The 19434-nt window shown below is 70.8% G+C and carries 12 protein-coding genes; 11 read left to right on the top strand and 1 reads right to left on the bottom strand.

What is annotated here, in order from left to right; translation table 11 throughout:
- Positions 1 to 17 precede the first annotated feature (17 nt).
- The 9 genes from NR798_RS34220 to NR798_RS34180 all read left to right on the top strand — a co-directional run bounded on the left by NR798_RS34220 (position 18) and on the right by NR798_RS34180 (position 14911).
- Positions 18 to 482: a hypothetical protein gene (locus NR798_RS34220; protein ID WP_375766736.1), complete on the top strand. Its 465-nt coding sequence runs from the start codon at positions 18 to 20 to the stop codon at positions 480 to 482.
- Positions 483 to 494: 12 nt separating this feature from the next.
- On the top strand, positions 495 to 884 hold the full coding sequence (locus NR798_RS34215; RefSeq protein WP_375766735.1) for a hypothetical protein: 390 nt from the start codon (positions 495 to 497) through the stop codon (positions 882 to 884).
- 98 nt (positions 885 to 982) lie between these two features.
- The gene (locus NR798_RS34210) at positions 983 to 2764 is read left to right on the top strand and encodes a hypothetical protein (protein WP_375766734.1); all 1782 of its coding nucleotides are present in this window, start codon (positions 983 to 985) and stop codon (positions 2762 to 2764) included.
- A gap of 91 nt (positions 2765 to 2855) precedes the next feature.
- Positions 2856 to 6080, top strand: a complete 3225-nt coding sequence (locus tag NR798_RS34205; RefSeq protein WP_375766733.1) for a tubulin-like doman-containing protein — start codon at positions 2856 to 2858, stop codon at positions 6078 to 6080.
- A 1-nt stretch (position 6081) separates the two neighbouring features.
- Complete coding sequence (locus tag NR798_RS34200; RefSeq protein WP_375766732.1) at positions 6082 to 8475, top strand: hypothetical protein; 2394 nt, start codon at positions 6082 to 6084, stop codon at positions 8473 to 8475.
- A complete protein-coding gene (locus NR798_RS34195; protein WP_375766731.1) occupies positions 8472 to 11267 on the top strand; it encodes a Zn-binding domain-containing protein in 2796 nt (931 codons plus the stop codon). Before NR798_RS34200 ends, NR798_RS34195 begins: the two co-directional genes overlap by 4 nt.
- A gap of 42 nt (positions 11268 to 11309) precedes the next feature.
- Positions 11310 to 12707, top strand: coding sequence for a serine/threonine protein kinase (locus NR798_RS34190; RefSeq protein ID WP_375766730.1), 1398 nt, complete (start codon positions 11310 to 11312; stop codon positions 12705 to 12707).
- Positions 12708 to 12725: 18 nt separating this feature from the next.
- On the top strand, positions 12726 to 14258 hold the full coding sequence (locus NR798_RS34185) for a serine/threonine-protein kinase (protein ID WP_375766729.1): 1533 nt from the start codon (positions 12726 to 12728) through the stop codon (positions 14256 to 14258).
- 188 nt (positions 14259 to 14446) lie between these two features.
- Positions 14447 to 14911 (top strand): hypothetical protein, encoded by a 465-nt coding sequence (locus tag NR798_RS34180; protein WP_375766728.1) that lies wholly within the window; start codon positions 14447 to 14449, stop codon positions 14909 to 14911.
- Positions 14912 to 14920: 9 nt separating this feature from the next.
- Here NR798_RS34180 and NR798_RS34175 read toward each other — a convergent pair whose 3' ends face one another.
- Positions 14921 to 16327 (bottom strand): pyridoxal phosphate-dependent decarboxylase family protein, encoded by a 1407-nt coding sequence (locus NR798_RS34175; protein WP_375766727.1) that lies wholly within the window; start codon positions 16325 to 16327, stop codon positions 14921 to 14923.
- A gap of 67 nt (positions 16328 to 16394) precedes the next feature.
- Here NR798_RS34175 and NR798_RS34170 point away from each other — a divergent pair, with 67 nt between their 5' ends.
- Both NR798_RS34170 and NR798_RS34165 read left to right on the top strand, forming a co-directional pair.
- Positions 16395 to 17510, top strand: coding sequence for an acyl-CoA dehydrogenase family protein (locus NR798_RS34170; RefSeq protein WP_375766726.1), 1116 nt, complete (start codon positions 16395 to 16397; stop codon positions 17508 to 17510).
- A gap of 90 nt (positions 17511 to 17600) precedes the next feature.
- On the top strand, positions 17601 to 19382 hold the full coding sequence (locus NR798_RS34165) for a hypothetical protein (RefSeq protein WP_375766725.1): 1782 nt from the start codon (positions 17601 to 17603) through the stop codon (positions 19380 to 19382).
- The last annotated feature ends 52 nt before the right edge of the window (positions 19383 to 19434 follow it).

Raw genomic sequence — 19434 nt, 5'->3', positions numbered from 1 at the left:
GTGGCAGATTTGACGAGATGAAATGGACCATTCTGGTGGTCGCCGTCGTGATGGCCAGCCTCGGATGTGCCCACCCGCAACGGCCGGAATCTCGGATCTACGTCATCTCCGAGGACGCGCGGGGAGTTGGCACCGCCCTCGGTACTGGAGGCTCCGGTTTCCGTAACTGTGATGCGGAGCAGAGGGAGTGCTTCAATGATTGTTGGAATACTGAGCCTTTGCCCTACCCTCATGAAAGGCGTGACGGAGCATTCTACCAGTACTGCGAAACTGAGTGTCTCAAGGTGTTTATGGAATGCGAAAAGGCAAACGAGCAGAAGGTACGGGAACTGAAATTCTCGCGTGTTGACGAGGCGATTGAGTGGATTCGAAATCACAAGGCCCAGGTGGCTCTTGGGACGGTAGTTGTCATCGTCGGCGTCGCCTTTGTCATCACGACAGGCGGTTCTGGAGCGCTGATCCTGGCCCCTCTTGCCCTCTAATCCGGTGCGCTAATGGCCTATGATTCGGATTTCGATGTTCAAGCTGTGATGAAGACGCTTGGGACCATCAGCGACAAGTATCAGAAGGACTCGCCGGAAGATGAAGCCCTCCGGATCGCAGCGATAGCCTTGCTCTATGTCCGAGACATCCAGAAACTGGAGGACTATCGCAACTACTTCCGGGAGTTCGTCAGGGGCAAACCCATCATCGTTTCTCAAACGTTCTCAACGAGAGAAGAAGCGGATGAATGGCTCGCCAGTGGAAAGGCCAAGGATGGCGAGCTCGTCAGCATCGCGGGCCAGGGGTTCACCGCGCATCATCTGCCAAAGGGATGGAAGTTCCTCCGGTCGAGTTTGCCGGAAGAACTGGAGCCGCCCCCGGATCCGCCAGACCCCCAGTAGGAGCCAGGCCGCTCTTCGGGTGTAAGGGTCGTGTGGTACCCTGAGCCATCGCCGCGTGCAGTGGCCCCCGGAGGGGTCCTGGCGCGGGGGGCAGCCCGATGGGGAACCAACCCGAGATCGTTCGTCTTCGTGTCCTCTCCCAGGGAAGGGAGCAGCGCGAGGTTTGTGCCTGGCGTGTCGGTCCAGGCATCTACCTGACCGCCACCTCCCACCTGCTGGGGCCACTGCGTGGGGATACGCGCCGTGTCACGGTCCAGGGAGCGGGTCAGCCGAAGCAGGTGCTCGTCGTGGAGTCGGATGACGATTCCAACCTGACGCTGCTGGCACCCGAGGTGGAAGGCGCGGAGGACTGCGAGGGCGCCGGGAGCGCGGCCCTCAAGATCGAGGTACTGGATGCCTCGGGAGACGAGGAGGCGGAGTGGCCGCTGCTGGCGGATGCTCCATCGGACGTCTCGAGCTGTACCGTGCTCTTGTCCTCTGAGCACAAAGGACAGCGGGTTCTGGGCCGGCTCACTCCCAGGGGGGATGCGCTCGAAGTGACCACGAGCCCGGACTCCGGAGTGGATGCTCGCGAGCTGCTCGGCTGCCCCGTGCTTCAGGGTGGCCAGGTCGTGGGGCTCGTGACGCAGCGGACGCGGACCGAGGGCACGGTGCTCGCCGTCACGGCTTCCACCATCCTCTCGCTCTGGCGGCAGCGGAGCGGCGCCGGGCCCCAGGATTGGCGGCAGCGGAGCTTCGCCTACGGGACCATCAAGCTGTTCACGGCCGCCATCGGGGACCCCGAGGCCTGGAAGCGTGAGCTGTCCTCCGTGGACCCGCGCCTGGAGCCGGGCTTCGGGGCGTACCAGCTCTCGCTGGATCAATGCCAGCAGACGCCGTTGGTGCTCTTCCTGCTGCGCTGCCTGTTGGGGCCGCTCGTCACGGTGCTCCTGTTCGATCTGTCTCTCGCGGGCGCGCTCCTGTTCTACCCCGGCATCTTCCCCACCGGCCTGCTGAACGTCCTGTCGCAGCAGCTCGTGATGAGCTACTGCCTCGCGATCGTCGGAGCGATGGGGCTGAGCCTGCTCACGGGCGTGGGGGCCGCTGCCGGTTCCGCGACGGTGGGCGGGCTGGCCGGAGGCGTCGCGGTGCTCCTCACGCTGCCCATCCTGGAGAGCACCTGGAGCGTGGCGGGCATCACCGTGGGGGCCATGTGCGGGACGGCCTCCGGAGTCCTGTGGATGCAGCGAGTGGAGGTCCGGCGCAAGCCCACCCGGGCGCAGTTGCTGGCGATGGGGTGGGGCGTGCTGGAGGCGCTGATCCTGTTCGTCGCGCTGAGCCTCATCGGCCTGGAGTTCACCGGCGCCAGGCTGTCCTGGGGCGGCGAGCGGGAGAAGGCCATGGGGGCCGTCCTCGGGCTGCTGCTGGTGACGCCTGGCCTGCTGGCGTTCTTCCTGCGGCGGCGGGAGGCCCCGGGTCAGTGGTTCGGCACGGTGCTGCTGGGCATGGCCGCGGTCTTCGCCTCCCTGGGCGTCATCCTGCATCCCATCATGGTCAGCCGTCAGCCGGAGAGCCTCATGTTCGGCGCGGGCCTGGGCATCCTGACGGGAGTGGGGCTGTGCGGCATCTTCAGCCTGATGCACGCGCTGGCGGAGGACTTCGGCGCGGGCCCCTGGAGCGACGTGGCTCCCGTGCTGGGGACCTGCCTCCTGCTGCCGCTGGTGCTCCTCGCCTTCGCGGGGCCGGCGGGGGTGTCCCTGGCCCGCTTCGCCGGGTGCCTGCTCACCAGCGGTCTGCTGAGCTTCGTCTTGATGATCCTCCGCCAATGGGTACCGGTACCGGCACGCTACGTCGGTGCCGGGCAGCGCAAGTCAGGGGTTGGCGTGGAGCCGGGCCAGTAGTTCCTTTGAGGTGTCCTCCGCCCCCGACGCGACGTGCTATATCGGGCACGTAATCTCTACATGCAGTGGAGATGACGCGGAGGGGGATGTCTTGGGGCTGCTCGCGACGGAGAAGTTCAACCCGACCCTGTTCGTAGGGCTCGGTGGTAACGGCGGGAAGATCGTCCAGTTGCTCGCCGGCCGGTTGCGCCGCCATCCCAACTGGGAGCGCATCAAGTCGATGACCCATTTCGTGGGCATCGACACCAACAAGGATGACCTCGACAAGCTCAAGGACATCCCGGTGGAGAACCGCTTCCTCATCTCCGCCTTCGACGCGCGCGCCTACATCGAGCGCAAGCGCGGCCAGCGCGAGCTCCAAGAGGACAAGCTCGTCACCCAGTGGGTCCCCTCCACCTACCAGTTCCGCTCCACCCAGGGCGCTGGCGCCGGGCAGATCCGCATGGAGAGCCGCCTGCGCCTCTACTACAACCTCGAGGAGGACCGCCGCGGCATCCGCAAGGCCCTCCAGAAGCTGCTCGACGAGTCCACCCGCCGCGAGAACCCCTGGCGCGACAACGAGAACCGCGTCGTGCGCGTCATGCTCTACGGCTCGGTGGCCGGCGGTACCGGCTCGGGCGGCTTCCTGCCCATGGCCTACCTGCTGCGGCGCATGGTGCTCGATGCGGGCTGGGGCCGGCCCAACGTCACGGGCGTGCTCACCCTGCCCACCGCCTTCCTCGACAAGGTGAAGCCCCAGCTCCACCCGGACATCCTCGCCAACGGCTACTCCGCCCTCAAGGAACTGGAGTACCTCAACCGCCAGCTCGACTACGCGGGCGGCTCGGGCGAGATCGAGTTCCACTACGACCCCGGCAGCCAGGACCGTGACCGCCAGGTCGTCGCCGAGCGCCCCTTCACGCTCACCTACCTCATCGACCGGCCCGACCAGCTCTCCATCGAGAAGTACGAGAACGCGGTGGCCGATGCCTGCTACCTGCAGATCTTCTCGCCGCTGCTCGGCGCGCAGGCTGGGGAGTACGACAACTACGAGAAGCACCAGAAGAAGCTCGCCCTGGGCCACTTCTCCGTGCACTACGGCTCGTTTGGCACCGCGCTGCTGCAGCTGCCCCGCCGCGACATCCTCAAGTACGCGGGCCTGCGCTACGTGGCGAGCGCCTTCCGGCAGTTCCTCTGCTTCGGCGCGGACCACCCGGACTTCCAGGTGCCCTACGGCGACCCGGCCTTCCAGCGGCTGGAGCCCAACGAGAAGAACCGCCGCATTGACGAGAAGTTCAAGGGCTACGTGGCCTTCCGCGCCTCGGACGAGGAGCGCCGCGACGAGAAGGGCCAGTTCTACGGAATCCAGCAGCAGATCGGGAAGGGCGGGAAGAACCTGGGCGAGGCCTTCCGCGAGAAGCTGGAGGCCATCTTCGGCAGGCTGGACGAGCAGATCGACATCCCGGACGTGGAGAAGCAGTCCATCAACCCGGGCAACCCGTCGCTGAGCCGGGCCATCGCGGTGCTGCGGCGGGCCAAGGACGAGTCGCGCGCCCGCGTGTGCGGCGAGTACCTCGAGGCCCAGCGCGGCGACGTGCGCACCGGCCGCTTCTTCGAGTCCTTCTTCAAGGAGTACGAGGTCAACCCCATCGCCCAGCGGCTGTTCCTCGTGCGCCTGCTGGAGCAGGGCTTCATCGTCCCCTTCAAGGACCCGGAGGAGGGCGCCTACCTCAAGGCCGAGGGCATGCCGCCCGACCTGGACAGCCCGGAGCTGCGCCAGGAGATCGCCCGGCTCGACTCGGAGATGACGAAGCAGGCGCAGCCCGGCTTCTTCCAGAGCATCACGGACCGGGACAACAAGGCCTTCGCCGCCGCCAAGCTGCGCTCCGTGGCCAAGGTGGAGAGCTGGGCCAACGAGTTCCGCGACGAGATCAAGCGCTTCTTCTGGAAGTCCTTCGAGAGCGAGCTGCGCAAGGACGCCGAGGCCCGGCTGGAGTCCTTCCGCAAGGTGGCCCAGGTGGCCGACGAGCGCGCCCGGGACGCCGAGTCCCAGGCCGAGCGCTTCCGTAAGGATCCGGCCGCGGTGGACGCGGGCTCGGACGTGGCCCAGTACTACCTGGACGCCGAGGTGCTCCGCGACGACCGGCGCCGCGAGCGGCTGTGGAAGGAGTTCTACAGCCACAAGCTCGACAGCGACGCCAACTTCCGCGTGGCGGACATCTTCGACTCCGTCACCGAGGCCTTCACCCCGGTGCGCGACCCGAGCGGCCAGTTGCGCGCCCGCGATGCCAACGAGATCGTCCAGCACGTGCGCGGCAAGCTGGAGACCCAGGCCCTGCAGGTCTACGGCCGGGTGATGGAGGAGATGGGGCTCGATCTGGCGACGGGGTTGGACCTGGAGCAGCGCTACATCGCCCTGCACAAGGCCGGGAAGGACCTGGAGGAGCTGCGCCGCAAGGGCAAGCTGGAGGACGAGCTGCGCGCCGTGTCCGCCACCGAGGTGCGCCGCGGCATCGAGGACCGGCTCAAGCGCCTGTCCGACGAGTGCGTGCTGCTGGCCCATATCGACGCCACGCGCCGCGATGACCCCACGGTGACGCCCGCGGACGTCTTCTACGCCGGCCTGCACGACAAGTACGCCAGTGACGAGGAGGGCTCGCTCTGGAGTGTCCTCAAGGGCGTGGTGTCCGGCACCAACCGCGTGGCGGGCTGGGAGGAGCGCGACTCGCTGGTGCTCTACCGCGCGCTGCTTGGTGTCCCCGTGTACTGGTTCAAGAACGTCCAGTCGGAGCTGTACTCCGGCTACAAGCGCGTGCGCGACGACAAGAACCGCACCTACCCGCTGCACATCGAGGCGGTGTGGGAGTCCTCGCCGGGCCTGCCGGACCTGGATCCCGTGGAGCTCAAGCGCGCCGAGGAGCGCCGCACCGCCGAGCGCTCCGCCCAGGCCTCGCGCGAGGCCCGCGAGTCCCGCCTGCGCGCCTTCACCCTGTGCGCCCTGTTCGGCGCCATCTCGCGCGACGAGGAGGGCTACCACTGGAGCTTCGCCGGCACGAAGAACAAGCTGGCGCCGGACCGGGTGCGTGCCTTTGATGCCTTCGAGGCCCTCGACCCGGTGCTCCGCGGAGACCTGGAGAAGAACGCCCGCGACTCGTGGGTGACCGCGACGGCGGAGCGGCCCGCGCGCGCCAGGCTGCTGGAGGAGGTGCAGGCCCACCAGCGCCGCCTCACCGAGGCCTATGCCCGCGCCGTCTCCGAGCAGAAGGACGCCGAGCGCCGCTTCCTCCAGGACGAGCGCAACGTGGTGGAGGCGCTCGCCGCCGAGCTGAGGAGCTAGCTTGGACGCCGCCGTCTCGTACCCCACCGTCCTGCTCGGACTGGGGCGCTTCGGCCACGAGGTCATCGGCCGCACGCTCCAGTCCCTGGAGGCCTCTTCGCCCCTGCTGGGCGTGCTGCGCTGCGAGCCCTCGGGCGTGGCCGCCGGGCTCCAGCCCCTGTTGGAGGAGTTGTTGCGCGCCGGCCGCGGTTCGGGCGAGCGGCGCGACCAGCGGTTGGATGTGATTGCCTTCGGTGCCGCGCTGCAGGGCGGTGACGATGATCTGCTCACCGCGTGCGAGCAGGCCGCGCGCCTGCTGGCCGAGGGCTACGGCACCATGTTCCCGCCGGACCGGCCTCCGGAGCAGCGCACTGCCACGTTGCACCTCGTGGTGCAGGTGCCGGCGCTGTCCAGCCCCCGGGCCTCCGTGGTCTTCGCGCGGCTGGCCGCCCTGGAGAGCTGGGCCCGGGCCCGTCCCGTGTTCCCCCTGCTGGCCCGTATCTGGGTCGTGTCCCAGCAGACCGCCGCAGGTACCCTCACCTCCGAGGAGATGGTGTCCACCTGCGCCTCCTTCGCGCTCGGCATGGTGGCCTCGGGGCTGCGCACCGAGGACGAGGTGTCCCGCCGCCTGGCCCACCCCGCGCGTGACGAGGGGCTCGTGAGCTTCGTCTCGCTGGCCTCGGTGGAGCTGCCCGAGTCGCGCCTGCGCACCTATGCCGCCGCCCGCGCCGCGTATGACGGGCTCGGCGTGCTGGTGGAGCGTGTGCAGCAGCCCGGGACCGATGCCACCCTGGCCATGGGCGCCGTGTCCGCGCTCCAGGCCGATCGCTGGCTGGCCCCCTTCGTCGAGGGACAGGCCGCGCAGCTCTCCCGGCGCCTCGCCGCCGAGCTGTCCCGCTCCCCGGTGGATCTCCCCGCGGAGATCCGCGTGGGCCCGCTCGACACGCCCGAGGAGATCCGCGCCAACCACTCCGGGCTCTTCAAGCCGGCCTCGGTGGAGACCTCGCCCACCACCGTGGACCAGGCCCGCACCGACGAGACCTTCCGCGCACTCGACCGCGCCGAGGCCGAGGTGGCCACCTCGGTGGAGCAGGGCATCCAGGCGGTGTTCGATGCCTCGCTCGGGCCCTCGTCGGGCCTGTCCCAGCTCCCCTCCGTCGAGCAGGGGCTCAAGCGCGTCATCGCGCAGCTCCACGACGAGCAGGCCCAGGAGGACGCGGCCCTGCGGAAGCTGGACCCGTCCCAGCCGCCCGGGCCTCCAGTGGACCCGCACCGCGAGGAGCTGGAGAAGGCCGTGCTGGAGCTGCCCTCGAAGCGGATGGCACTGGCGGCCGCGGCGGCGCTCGCGCTGGCCGTGCTGCTGGGGGTCTCCTTCGGCACGCTGGCCGTGATGACTCCGGCCTCGCCCCCGGGCGGTGCCACGATCTCGAGTCCCACGATTTCGACGACGGCTCCCCCGGCCACCCAGGGCTTCGACTGGCGCGAGGCCCTGCCGTGGATTCTTGGAGTGCTCGCCGCGGCGGGCGCTGGAGGCGGGTGGCTCTACTTCGTTGGCAACCACACCCGGAAGGAAGTGCGCCGGGTGTTGAAGCTCCGGCGTGACGCGTTGGAGTCGCTGGTCAGCCGGGGCGGGGGAGGGCGGCGCGCGAAGCAGGCGGAGCTGCAGTTGGTGGTGCGCCGCAAGCGCGCCCGCCGCGGTGCCATCCTCGCCCTGGAGAACACCGTGGCCCGGCTGCAGGCCGTCCGCCACGCGCTGCTGGAGGCGAGGGATCGCAAGCGTCAGGAACTACTGGCGCTGGGCGTGACTCCGGCCGTCGAGGCCCGGTTGGACGACCTGGGGCCGTTGCTCGGCGCGGGTGGGCTGCTGCACAGCTCGCTCGTGCCTCCGGAGGTCATCAGCCGGTGGATCGCCTCCCGGCGGGAGATCTCCGAGGACCGCGTCTGGGCGGACCGTCTCCTGGAAGGCGCCTGGCCCGAGGGCGGACTGCTCGAGGACGTGCCGTGCGGTGACGCCGCGCGCATCGACGAGCTGAGTCGGCGCCAGGTGCAGCCGATGGCCCAGCGCAGCGTCATGGACGATCAGGAGGCGGGCCAGCAGGCCGCGGACGTGCTGCGCGACTTCGGCTCCCGCATGGGGGCGGTGCTCGCTCCGCCGTGCCAGCCGCTGAACGCGCATGGGGATCCGGTGCTCGGCGTCCGTCCCGGCGAGGGCTTCGTCATCGCTCCGTCGGCGGGGCGCGACACGCTCGATGCCGGTCTCCGGGACGTGCCCACGCGGCTGCCCATCCTCTGGTCTCCCTCGAAGGCCGCGCGCGTCATCTTCCTGCGCACCTGGGAGGGCTTCTCCGTGGAAGAGATGTCGCGGGGGGCCCGTGCCACCCCGCAGCCCGTGGTGGTTCCGCGAGGTGCGCGATGACGCTGCAACTCCCGCATCTGTCGCAGCAGCTGACGACGGTCCTCTACCTGCTGGTCTGGGTGCTGTTGCTCGGCACGCCCGTGCTGGCCTGGGTCCTGGCGGCGCTCGTGGTGGGCCCCGGTCCCAACTCGCGCTGGCGCCGCGCCGCCCTGCCCGTGGGCAAGGCCGTCCTCGTCACCCTGGCCCTGGTGCTCCTCACCCGGCTGGTGGAGGCCGCGAGTGCCTCCATGCAGGGAGGGCCGCTCGGCTGGCTCCATGCGCTCACGGCGCTGCCCCAGAGCACCACGCCGGGCGTGCCCCAGGTGCAGTTCACCTGGTTCCCCCTGGATGCTGTCCTGCTGCTGGCCCTGCCCCACGCCGCCGCCTTCCTCCTCGCGACGCTGGTGTTCGCCTTCCAGGAGTCGGGCCACACGAGCCTCGCGTCCTTCCGCGTGCCGCTCGCGGACCCGCTGGCGCTCGTCCTGGTGGTGGTGCCGGTGCTCGCCCTCATCGCGGTGGATGCGCCGTGGCGGCAGGACAAGCCCCGCATGCTGCTCGACCTGGCCGCGGTGCTGCCCATGCTGTGCGTGGCGCTCGCGGTGTGGACGCGCTCCGAGCGCCTCGCGCCTCCGCCCGCCAAGGAGGAGGCTCCCCAGCCCCAGACACCCGCGCCGCTGCGCGCGGACGTCCCGGGTATGTGGCGGAAGCTGGGGGCCCTCGAGTCCCAGTCGCGTCCGCTGCTCGCCACGCAGGGCACGGCCAGCAGCACGGACTCCGCTCCCGCCTGGAGCGTCGCCGCGTGGCGGGACGCGGGTGCCACCGGGGCTCCGCCTCGGGCGCTGGAGGAGATCGCCACCGCGTGGGGCTCGCCCAACCAGGGCTGGCTCGTGGGCGACCTGCCGGATCCGACGGAGCGCTACTTCCTCACCTCGTGCGTGCTGCTGGCGCTCCAGCGCGAGGGCCTGCCGTGCCTCGTCATCAGCGACGAGCCGGAGGCGCTGCGCGACGCGGTGCTCGAGGCCATCTCGCGCAGTGGCTCGTGGCCCTCGGGGCCGCTGCTGGCCGGCGAGGCGGCGATGCGCGAGGCCTTCGCGGGCAACCGGATGCCGGCCGCCGTCTTCCTGGACGTGGAGCAGCTGTCCGCCGGAGGCATCCGCGCGCTCTCCGAGACGCGGGGCGGCTGTGGCCGGCTGTGGGCCCGCTCGGTGGGGCTGGTGCTGCTCTCGCGCGTGGACCGGGGGACGCCGTTCGCCTCCACGCACCGCATGTTCACCCTGCGGCGGCTGGAGCTGGCGCTGTCGGCGGCCGGGGCGCGCTGGAGCGTGCTGGCCACGGGCGTGGGGGGCGGGGGCACGCGGGGGCTGGTGGAGCAGATGTTCCCCGGCATCTCCGTGCGCGAGGTGCCCTTCACCCCGCGCGCCGCGGCGCCCGTGCGCGTCTGGCGCGTGGTCGAGGGCTTCCGCGCCCAGCCCGGCACGCCGTGGGTGCGCCGGGCCCTGGAGCCGGTGGTGGGGGCGAAGCTGCCCGCGGCGGTGGGAGACCCGGGCGGAGCGTTCGACCTCAAGGCCGTGGACTTCTGGGGCGGTGAGCTGCGCTTCGTCCGCGACGTGTCTCTCTTCGGCGTGGCCTCGGTGGGCACGCTGGACGAGGCGTGGCTGGTGGCCGCGTACCGGGCGCTCCCCCACCGGGTGCCGCTGGCGGACGGGCAGACGCATGACGCGCTGTGGGGCCTCGCCGACAACCCGGTGACGCGCTTCCTCACGCGCGATGGCAACCTGGACGGGCTGTCGCGCCACGGCATGTTGATGCCGCCGCGGCCGCTCGTGGGCTACCACAACGGCGCGCTGGCCACGGCCCACCTCAAGGCCGCGATGCAGGAGGGCTCGCAGGACGTGGAGTCCCTGGCGGCCGTCTTCGGCCGCTCGCGCGTGGAGCAGTTGCTGGGGCCGAAGTTCCGTCCCGAGCGCCACGTGGTGCGGCTGGCCGCGGGCCGCCCGCCCGTGCGCAGCCCCGTCGTCCCGGCGGGCATCGCCGAGGCCGTCAACCCGCTGCGGCGCACCGTGAGCGAGCAGGTGGTGCGCATCCTCGACGTGCACAGCGGCCAGCTCCTCACCGAGGTGGACCGGCTGATGGCGGAGACGCGCTACTACCCGGGCCGGGTGTTCGCCGTGGGCGACGCGCGCTACGAGGTGCCCCTGCACTCGCTGGACACCAAGCGCAACGAGCTGCGCGTCAAGCCGGTGCCCAATGACAGGCCCCTGACGAAGCCGCAGCTGCGCATCCAGTTCGAGTCCGCCACCGTGGTGGAGTCCCCGCAGACGGTGCGCACCGGGCGGTGCGTGTACCAGGTGTGCACGCTGGAGGCGACGGTGGTGGAGAGCGTCACCGGCTACTCGCAGCTGGGGCGGCCGGGCCGGGTGGACGTGGGCGCGGTGAGCTGCCGCTACCGCACCCGCGTGCGCGGCGTCTTCTTCCCCGCGGCCACCACGCCCCAGGTGCTCGTCCATCTGGCGCGCTCGGCGGACGGGGTGCTGGTGGCGCACCTGCTCTCCAACGACGAGGACATGGACGTGGTGCCGGTGGGGCCGGGCATGTTCCCGGAGGCCCCCGCCGGCATCGTCGTGGTGGACCGGCACCTGCAGGGCATGGGCGTGGCCGAGGCGCTGGACCTGGCGCTCATCGACGACACGTTCAAGTGGGTCCGGGCCATCCTGGCCAACTGCAAGTGCCCCAACGGGTGCCTCGAGTGCACGCCCCAGGACGTGCTCGCGTCCGGCCCCGACAAGTCGGGCGTGCTCGGGCTGCTGGGATAGGCGGATGCAATCGCCATGGCGGGTGAGCGTATGAGTGGTGACATGAACCTCCTCCAGCCGGGAACGCAGCTGGATGGCCGCTATGAGGTGGTCCGGCTGCTCGGGCAGGGCGGCATGGCCGCCGTGTACGAGGTGCGCCACCTCGGGCTGCACAGCACGCACGCCCTGAAGGTGCTCAACGCGGACCTGGCTCGCAATGACGACATCCGCGGGCGCTTCCTCGCCGAGGGCCGCATCCAGGCGCGCATGCGCCATCCGCACATCGTCCAGGTGACGGAGATCGTCACCACCCCGGTGGCGGGCCTCGTCATGGACTACATCGAGGGCCCCACCCTCGGGGAGTTCTGCCGCGGCCAGGGGCTGGAGCCCCGGGTGCTCCTGGAGGTGTTCCTGCCGGTGCTGGACGCCATGGAGGAGGCGCACAAGCGGGGCGTCGTCCACCGCGACCTCAAGCCGGACAACATCATCATCGGCAAGGACAGCCGGGGCCGGCTCCAGCCCATGGTGACGGACTTCGGCATCGCCAAGCTGGTGGAGGAGGGTCCGGGCGGCAAGGCGCGCACCCAGGCCGGGGCCCGCATGGGCACGCTGCTGTACATGAGCCCGGAGCAGATCCGCGGGGCCGGCGAGGTGGACGCGCGCACCGACATCTTCGCGCTCGGCGCCATCCTCTACGAGGCCGCCACCGGGCGGGTCGCCTTCCATGCGTCGAGTGACTTCGACACGATGAAGAGCATCGTGGAGGGCACCTACGAGCCTCCCGAGCGCGTCGTGGGCGGTCTGCCCCCCGTCATCGCCGGCTGCATCCGCAAGGCGCTGGCCGTGGACCCCGCCGAGCGCTTCCAGGACTGCGCCGCCTTCCGCGAGGCCCTGGAGAACGCCTTCGACGCTGGCGCGCAGGCGCCCCAGAAGCCGTCCCGCTCCTACGCGGTGACCCAGGTGGAGAAACCCGCGTCGCCCGCGCCCGACGCCTCCGCCTTCGCGCCGACCTACGTTCCGGGGACCGGACGCCTCCCGCAGGCCGACCCCCCTCCGCCCGCTCCGGCTCCTCCCGCTCCCGCCCCGGCTCCCCCGGCTCCCGCGCCGGTGCCTTCCGCCTCCATCCAGCGCGCTCCCGTCAACACCGTGAGCGTGAGCCAGAAGGACGTGGCGAAGGCCTCGCCCGGGGCGGTGTCCCGCTCCACGGGCTCGCCCGGCGTGGCCGTGCTGCTGAACATGTTCTGCCTGTCCGGGGGCGGTCAGCTCTACAACGGCCAGACGGCCAAGGGCGTGCTCGGCCTCATCGCGTCCCTCTTCGTCATCAAGAACATGTTCACCGGAGGAGGGGGCCCGGGCGTGTGCTTCTGGCTCACCTGGTACATCGCGTTCATGGTGGACGCGTACCGGATCGCCTCCAAGCTCCAGAGCGGCAAGCACGTGGGGCCCTGGGAGCTGTTCTAGCTGGAGTAGAGTCGCGCCATGTTGAGCCCGGGGAATGTGGTCGAGCGCTATGAGGTGGAGCGCGAGCTGGGCGGCGGCGGCATGGCGCGCGTCTACAAGGTGCGCCACGTGGCCCTGGGCAGCGTCCATGCCCTCAAGGTGCTGGACCCCGAGCTGGTGGGCAACGCGGAGCTGCGCGCCCGCTTCCTGGACGAGGGCCGCATCCAGGCGCGTCTGAGGCACCCGAACATCCTGGTCATCACCGACGTGGTGGTGGCGCCCGGCGTCGCGGGCCTCGTCATGGACTACCTGGAGGGCGAGTCGCTCGACAAGTACCTGGCCAGCGCGCGGCGGCCTCCGGACGCGGACGAGGTGCGCGACATCTTCCAGCAGGTGCTCGCGGCCATGGGGTTCGCCCACGAGCACGGTGTCATCCACCGGGATCTCAAGCCCTCCAACATCTTCCTGGAGCAGGTGCACGGCCGGCGGGTGGTGCGCGTGCTCGACTTCGGCATCGCCAAGGTGTCCGGCGCCGAGGGCCGGCCGGTGACGCGCACGGGCTCGCGCATGGGCACGCCGCAGTACATGAGCCCGGAGCAGATCCGCGCGGCCGAGGACGTCACCGTCCGCTCGGACATCTTCTCGCTCGGCATCACCCTCTACGAGCTGGCCACCGCGCAGCCGTGCTTCCAGGGCGAGAGCGACTTCTCCATCATGGAGAAGATCGTCCGGGCGGAGTTCGTGCCACCGGACGTGGTGCACCCGGGCCTCGAGCCGGGACTGCGCGCGGCCATCCTCCGGGCGATGGCGTTGGAGCCGGAGCGGCGCTTCGCCTCGTGCCAGGAGTTCTCCGCCGCACTCGTGGAGCAGGCCCCGGCCCGGACGGCGACGCCGCTGCGGGTTCCCGTGACGCGCATCCCGGTGACGGTTGCGCCCGCGCAGCCGCCGGAGCCTCCCGCCGTCCAGAAACCCGAGCCCCGGCCCGAGCCCGTCCAGGCGCCCGCCCCCCGTGCCGTGGAGGCCCGTCCGGCTCCGGCCGCGCCCGCCCGCCTCGCCGAGCCGAAGCCCTCGGCTCCCATCGAGAAGAAGGCTCCGAAGCTCGCGAAGAAGCCTGTGCCTCCCTCCCCGGAAAAGGCCGAGGAAGCAGAGGCGGCTCCCCCTCGCGGCAGGCCCTGGCGCTGGGCACTGCTCTTCGCGCTCGCGGGGTTGGTGGCCCTGTTCGGCTCGGGGCTCATCGGAATGCTCTTCGGGGGCTCCGCGCCGAAGGGGGGCGCTCCGGTGACGCGGCCCGGGGGCTCGCCGGGGACCCGGTCCTCCGCCGCGCGGGACGAGAGCCTGTCCATCGAGGTCCGGCCGGCGAACCTCACGACGTTGGAGTTGATGGACCCCCAGGGCCGGCAGTTCACGGTGACCGGCCCCTATGTGGACCGCAAGCCCACGCCGGGGGTCTGGCACGTGATGGGAAGGGCACCCGGCTACGAGGACGAGCGCTGGACCGTCGAGGTCACGCCGGGCAAGCCCGCGAGCCTGCGCGTGAGCCTCACGCACCGGGGCGGGCGCAAGAGCCCGTAGCTCGCCGGGTCATCGATTCATTTCAGACAAAAACCCGGGACGGGCATGGTGCGTGGGGGCTCGCCCGGACCCGCGTCCTGGCAGAATGAATGACGCACCTGTGGTGGGGGGGGCTCCACCGCCACCCGGCGAGAAGACGCCGGGCGCGTCCGGCACCGCTTCGAGTGATGCAGGAGAAAAGGGCTGCCATGAGTGCGTCTCGTTGCTTCTCTTCTGTCGATGACTCGTACTGGCCGCTGCTCATCAACCGGCTCGAGGGAGAGGCGTCGAATCAGGAGTTCGACGCCTACCTCGCCCAGAGCACCCGCTTTCTGGGCCGGGGGCAGCCGCACGTCCTCGTCGTCGACTTGAGCCGCGTGGGCAATCTGCCATCCGAGCAGCGCCAACGGCTGGCGGAGTGGTTGCGGCAAAATGAAGAGCCCATGCAACGGATGGTGCTGGGGGCCGCCTATATCTGTCCCTCGGCGCTGATCCGGCTGGGGCTGAGCATCATCTTCCACCTGAAGCGGCCGCCCTTTCCCTATCTTCTCGCCGCCCGGGAGGGCCAGGCGATCACCTGGGCCCTCAGCCAGCTGGAGGCCGTGGGTCTGCGCGAGCCCGCCATGCGCATCCGGCATGAGCTGGGGCTGGTTTCCCAACCTCGCGCCGGTTAGCCCCGGCCCTCACGCCCCCTGGAGCTCCTTCGCGGTGGCGAGCACCTCCGCCACCACCGTCTGGACGTCCTCCGCCGTGGTGCGGTGGTTCACGAAGCAGGCGCGCAGGGCGAAGCGTCCCGACAGCGTGGCGTTGGAGAGGTAGACGCGGCCACGCGCGTTGAGGCGCGCCATCAGCCGCGTGTTGAAGGCATCGCGCTCCGGCTCGGCCAGCCCCGCGACGTAGCGGAAGCACACCGCGCTCAGCGGCACGGGCGCGAGCAGCTCCAATTCGGGCTCCGCCCGCACGAGCTCCGCCAGCCGCGAGGCGTTCTCCAGGTCCTTGCGGATGGCCTCCCGGAAGGCGCGCAGCCCGTGGTAGCGCACCGACAGCCACGGCTTGAGCGCGCGTGCACGGCGGGAGAGCTCCAGGGACTCGTCGAAGAAGGCGAAGCCCTCCACGGCGTCCGCGCTCATGGTGCGCACGTAGTCGCCGGAGAAGGAGAAGGCGCGGCGCGCGGCGGTGGCGTCCCGGTAGAGCAGCACCCCGCAGTCCACCGGCTGGTAGAGCCACTTGTGCGCGTCCATCGAGAGCGAGTCCGCCAGCGCGAGGCCCTCGAAGCGCTCGGGGACGGCCATCGCGGCCAGCGCGCCGAAGGCCCCATCCACGTGCATCCAGAGCCCGTGCCGCCGGGCGATGGCCGCCACCTCCTTCAGCGGATCCACCGCGCCGGTGTTGACGGTGCCCGCGGTGGCGACGATGGCCAGCGGGCGCCTGCCAGCGGCCACGTCCTCGGTGATGGCGCGCTCGAGGGCCTCGGGGCGCATGCGCCACTCCGCGTCCGTGGGGATGAGGCGCAGGTTCCTCCGTCCCAGGCCGAGCAGTGCCAGGGCCTTGGGGATGGACATGTGGACTTCGGTGGAGGCGTACACCACCCCCGAGGGCGAGCCCTCCTCGTTGGCCGGGGCCTTCGCCTCGCGCGCCATCGTCAGCCCCATGAGGTTGGCCGAGGAGCCTCCACCCGTGAGGCTCCCGGTGAAGCCGGGGCAGCCCACCGCCGCCGCCAGTCCGCGCACCACCGCGCGCTCCAGGCTCACCATGGTGGGAGACGAGCGCCACGCGGTGACGTTCTGGTTCAGCACGCTCGCCAGGTAGTCCCCGAGCGCCCCCACCGGCTCGCCCGAGCCGAGCACGTACCCGAGGAAGCGCGCGTTGCCCGCGCGGGCCCCGGCCATCACCGGGCCCAGCGCGTCGAGCGCCCCGTCCTTCAGGCCCTCTTCCGGCAAGCCCTCGGCGAAGAGGGCCTCGGTGTCACGGCCCGTGATGGCGGGCGCAATCGCACGCGAGTCCAGCTCCGCGAGCCACTGCTCGGCGAGGGTGGAGACACGGTGGGCCAGGCGCCGGAAGTCGTCGGGAGTCAGCTCGAGCGGATTCATCGGACGGGCCTCTTATCAGATTGTCCCTTGCCCTTTCCGTCCCGCGGGTTGCTAGCCTCGGCGCCCCATGAACTCCGTCGAGAGCATCATTTCCGAAGTCATCGAGCCCAAGGCCATCGAGGTGGACCGGTACGGTGTCTATCCCCGGGCGGGGATGGACGCGCTGGGCAAGGCGGGCCTGCTGGGGCTGGTCAGCGCCAAGGACGTCGGGGGAAGGGGCGAGGGGCTCCGGGCGGCGTCCTCGCTGGTCGAGCAGGTGGGGACGGCGTGTGGCTCCACCGGCATGGTGCTGTGCATGCACTTGTGCGGCGCGGCGGTCATCGAGCAGCACGGGCCGAGAGAGCTCCGCGAGGCCATCGCGGCGGGGCGGCACGTGACGACGCTGGCCCTGTCGGAGGCGGGCTCGCGCAGTCACTTCTGGGCGCCGGTGAGCACCGCCCTGGCCGTGCCCGATGCGGACACCGTCCGGCTGGACGCGGACAAGAGCTGGGCCACCTCCGCGGGCCAGGCCGACAGCTACGTCTGGTCGAGCAAGCCGGTGGCCGCCAAGGGCATGAGCACGCTCTGGCTGGTGCCGGGCAATGCCCCCGGGCTGTCGTTCCCGGTGGCGTTCGATGGAATGGGCCTGCGCGGCAACTCCTCCAGCCCCATCGTGGCCCGGGACGTGCGGGTGCCCCGCTCGGCGATGCTCGGCGCGGACGGGGGCGGGTTCGACATCATGATGGGCAACGTGCTGCCCCACTTCCAGGTGCTGGGCTCCAGCTGCTACCTGGGCATCATGGAGGCCGCCACGCGCAAGGCGGCGGCGCACGTGACGAAGACGCGGCTGCTGCACACCGGGCAGTCCCTGGCCGACCTCGCCACCATCCGGGCCTACCTGGCGCGCATGCGCATGAAGACGGACATGGTGCGCGGGCTGATCCGCGACACGTTGGACGCCCTCGAGTCCGGGCGCGAGGACGCGCAGCTGCGGGTGCTCGAGGTGAAGGCCGCCGTGGGCGAGCTGGCCCCCGAGGTGACCGAGCTGGGCATGCGCGTGTGTGGTGGCGCGGCGTACCGCAAGGAAGTGGGGATCGACCGGCACTTCCGCGACGCCAGCGCCGTCACGGTGATGTCTCCCACCACGGATCTGCTCTATGACTTCATCGGTAAGGCAATGACCGGAATGCCACTCTTCGGCTGAGACCGGGGACAGGGCCGGTGGAGGCCTGACGCTTTCCTCCTGTCCCCGAGCGCCTTAGTTTGTCTTTGGGAATACGGGGGAGGGGGACGGATGGTGGGATTTTCGACGGCGCTGCTCGCGACGGTGCTCGCGAGCCTTGCGCCCATGGTTCCGGTAAGCGGGGGAAACGCGCTCACCTTGCCGGCTCAACGTCACGCGGTTCGCATCGAGACGGGAAACGGGCGTCCGCCTACCTGGTTGCTCACCGTGCAGCAGGAGGGCGTGGAGGGCCGGGGGTTGTCGTTCTTCCGCTCGGACGATGGCGGGCGCACGTTCCGCTTCGCCGCGGCGATCCAACCGGACGCCAGCCACGCGGACCGGGCCGAGGTGCTCGCGGTGGGCCGGGACGTGGCGCTCGTCTATTCGTGGGAGGCGCCGAAGCTGGCGGCCTCGCGCAGACACGACGTGTACTTCCAATGGTGGCGCTACCGGCCGGAGACGCATGACTGGGCGCCCCAGCCGGCGGTGCGGGTCTTCGACGCCGACGACACCACGGCCTACTCCCGGGCGTTGCTCGCGCGCGACTCACGGGGCCGGTTGTGGGTGCAGGCCTTCCGCCTGGAATCGGATGGGGGCTCCACGGCGGTGATGTCCGTCTCCACCGATGGGGGCGCGAGCTTCCAGCGCCAGCCGAGCCTGGGCCGGGTGAAGCGCCGGGGTGGTGGGCGGCTGCTGAGCCTCGGCTCGAAGCTCGTCTTCCTCTACGCCATGCACGACGGCTTCGAGCCCACGCGCATGCGGCTGCGCGACGATGGCGATCCGCTGGACACCTGGAGCTCCGTGCGCGACGCCTTCCCCGAGGGCATCTACCACGGGGCCGCGCTGAGCGCCGTCGCGGACGGCAAGGGCGGCATGCACCTCGTCTACAAGGACGAGTCCGAGCGCCTCTACCACCGCCACTTCGATGGAAACGTGTTCGGCCCGCGCACGTTGCTGGAGGGCACGCGCGACTGGTCGATGCAGGCCGCCACCACGCGCATCGGCGACACGCTGTACGTCTTCTACAACACCATGCGCGAGCCCAACGTGAGCTACGAGGTTCGCGCCCGTGTGCTGAAGGACGGCCGCTTCAGCGAGCCGGTGGTGCTCGACTCGCGGCGGACGTACAAGGGCTATCCCAACGCCCTGGAGACGTTGCCGGCGGGGACGTCCGAGGTGCCCTGCTTCTTCGGAGACGCTCCCGACGCCAACTCGCGCGGGTACGTGGGCCGCGTGGTCCTCGCGGTGCCGGGGGGAGGGGAGGAGCCGCCACCGGAGGAGGAGGAGCCCGAGCCAGAGCCCGGCCAGCTCCTCTTCGGCGACGCCTTCGCGCGCACCTCGTCGAACAGCCTCGGCAGCGACTGGAAGCTGAGCGGGCTGTGGCTGACGGATGGCCGGCGCGCGGTGAGCGACCTCGACAATCCGAACGGGGACAACCTCGCCCTCGCGCTGCCGTCGCGGTGTGACGACTGCCAGGTGGAGGCGTGGCTGCATGCCTTCGGCGTGGACGAGGCCGGTGTCGTGCTGCGCGCCGAGGGGGATGCGCGCTATGCGCTGGTGCTGCTGCCGCAGGGGCGCATCCAACTGCGCCGCTACCGGGGCGGGAGCTTCACGGTGCTCGGCGAGGCCCCGAGCGGCCAGGCCTCTTCCTGGGATGCGGTGACGCTCTCCCTGTCCGCGTCGGGTGCGGGGCCGGTGCGGCTGTCGGCCTCGGTGGACGGGCAGGTCCGCCTCACGGTGACGGACGACGACCCGGCCGCGCTCACGGGCGAGGGACTCGCGGGATTCGCCACGCCCATCGCCGGCGTCTGGTTCGACGACTTCCTGGTGCGCGCGCTGGGCACCGCGCCCTGACCCTCCGCGCAGCTTTCGCCGCGCCCCTCCGCACGTGCGCAAATCCTGCACT

Origin of the sequence: Archangium gephyra (assembly GCF_042230915.1) — a bacterium.
Taxonomy (GTDB): domain Bacteria; phylum Myxococcota; class Myxococcia; order Myxococcales; family Myxococcaceae; genus Archangium; species Archangium gephyra_B.
Note: the sequence above shows the minus strand (reverse complement) of the source record. Positions and strands in the feature narration are given on the sequence as shown.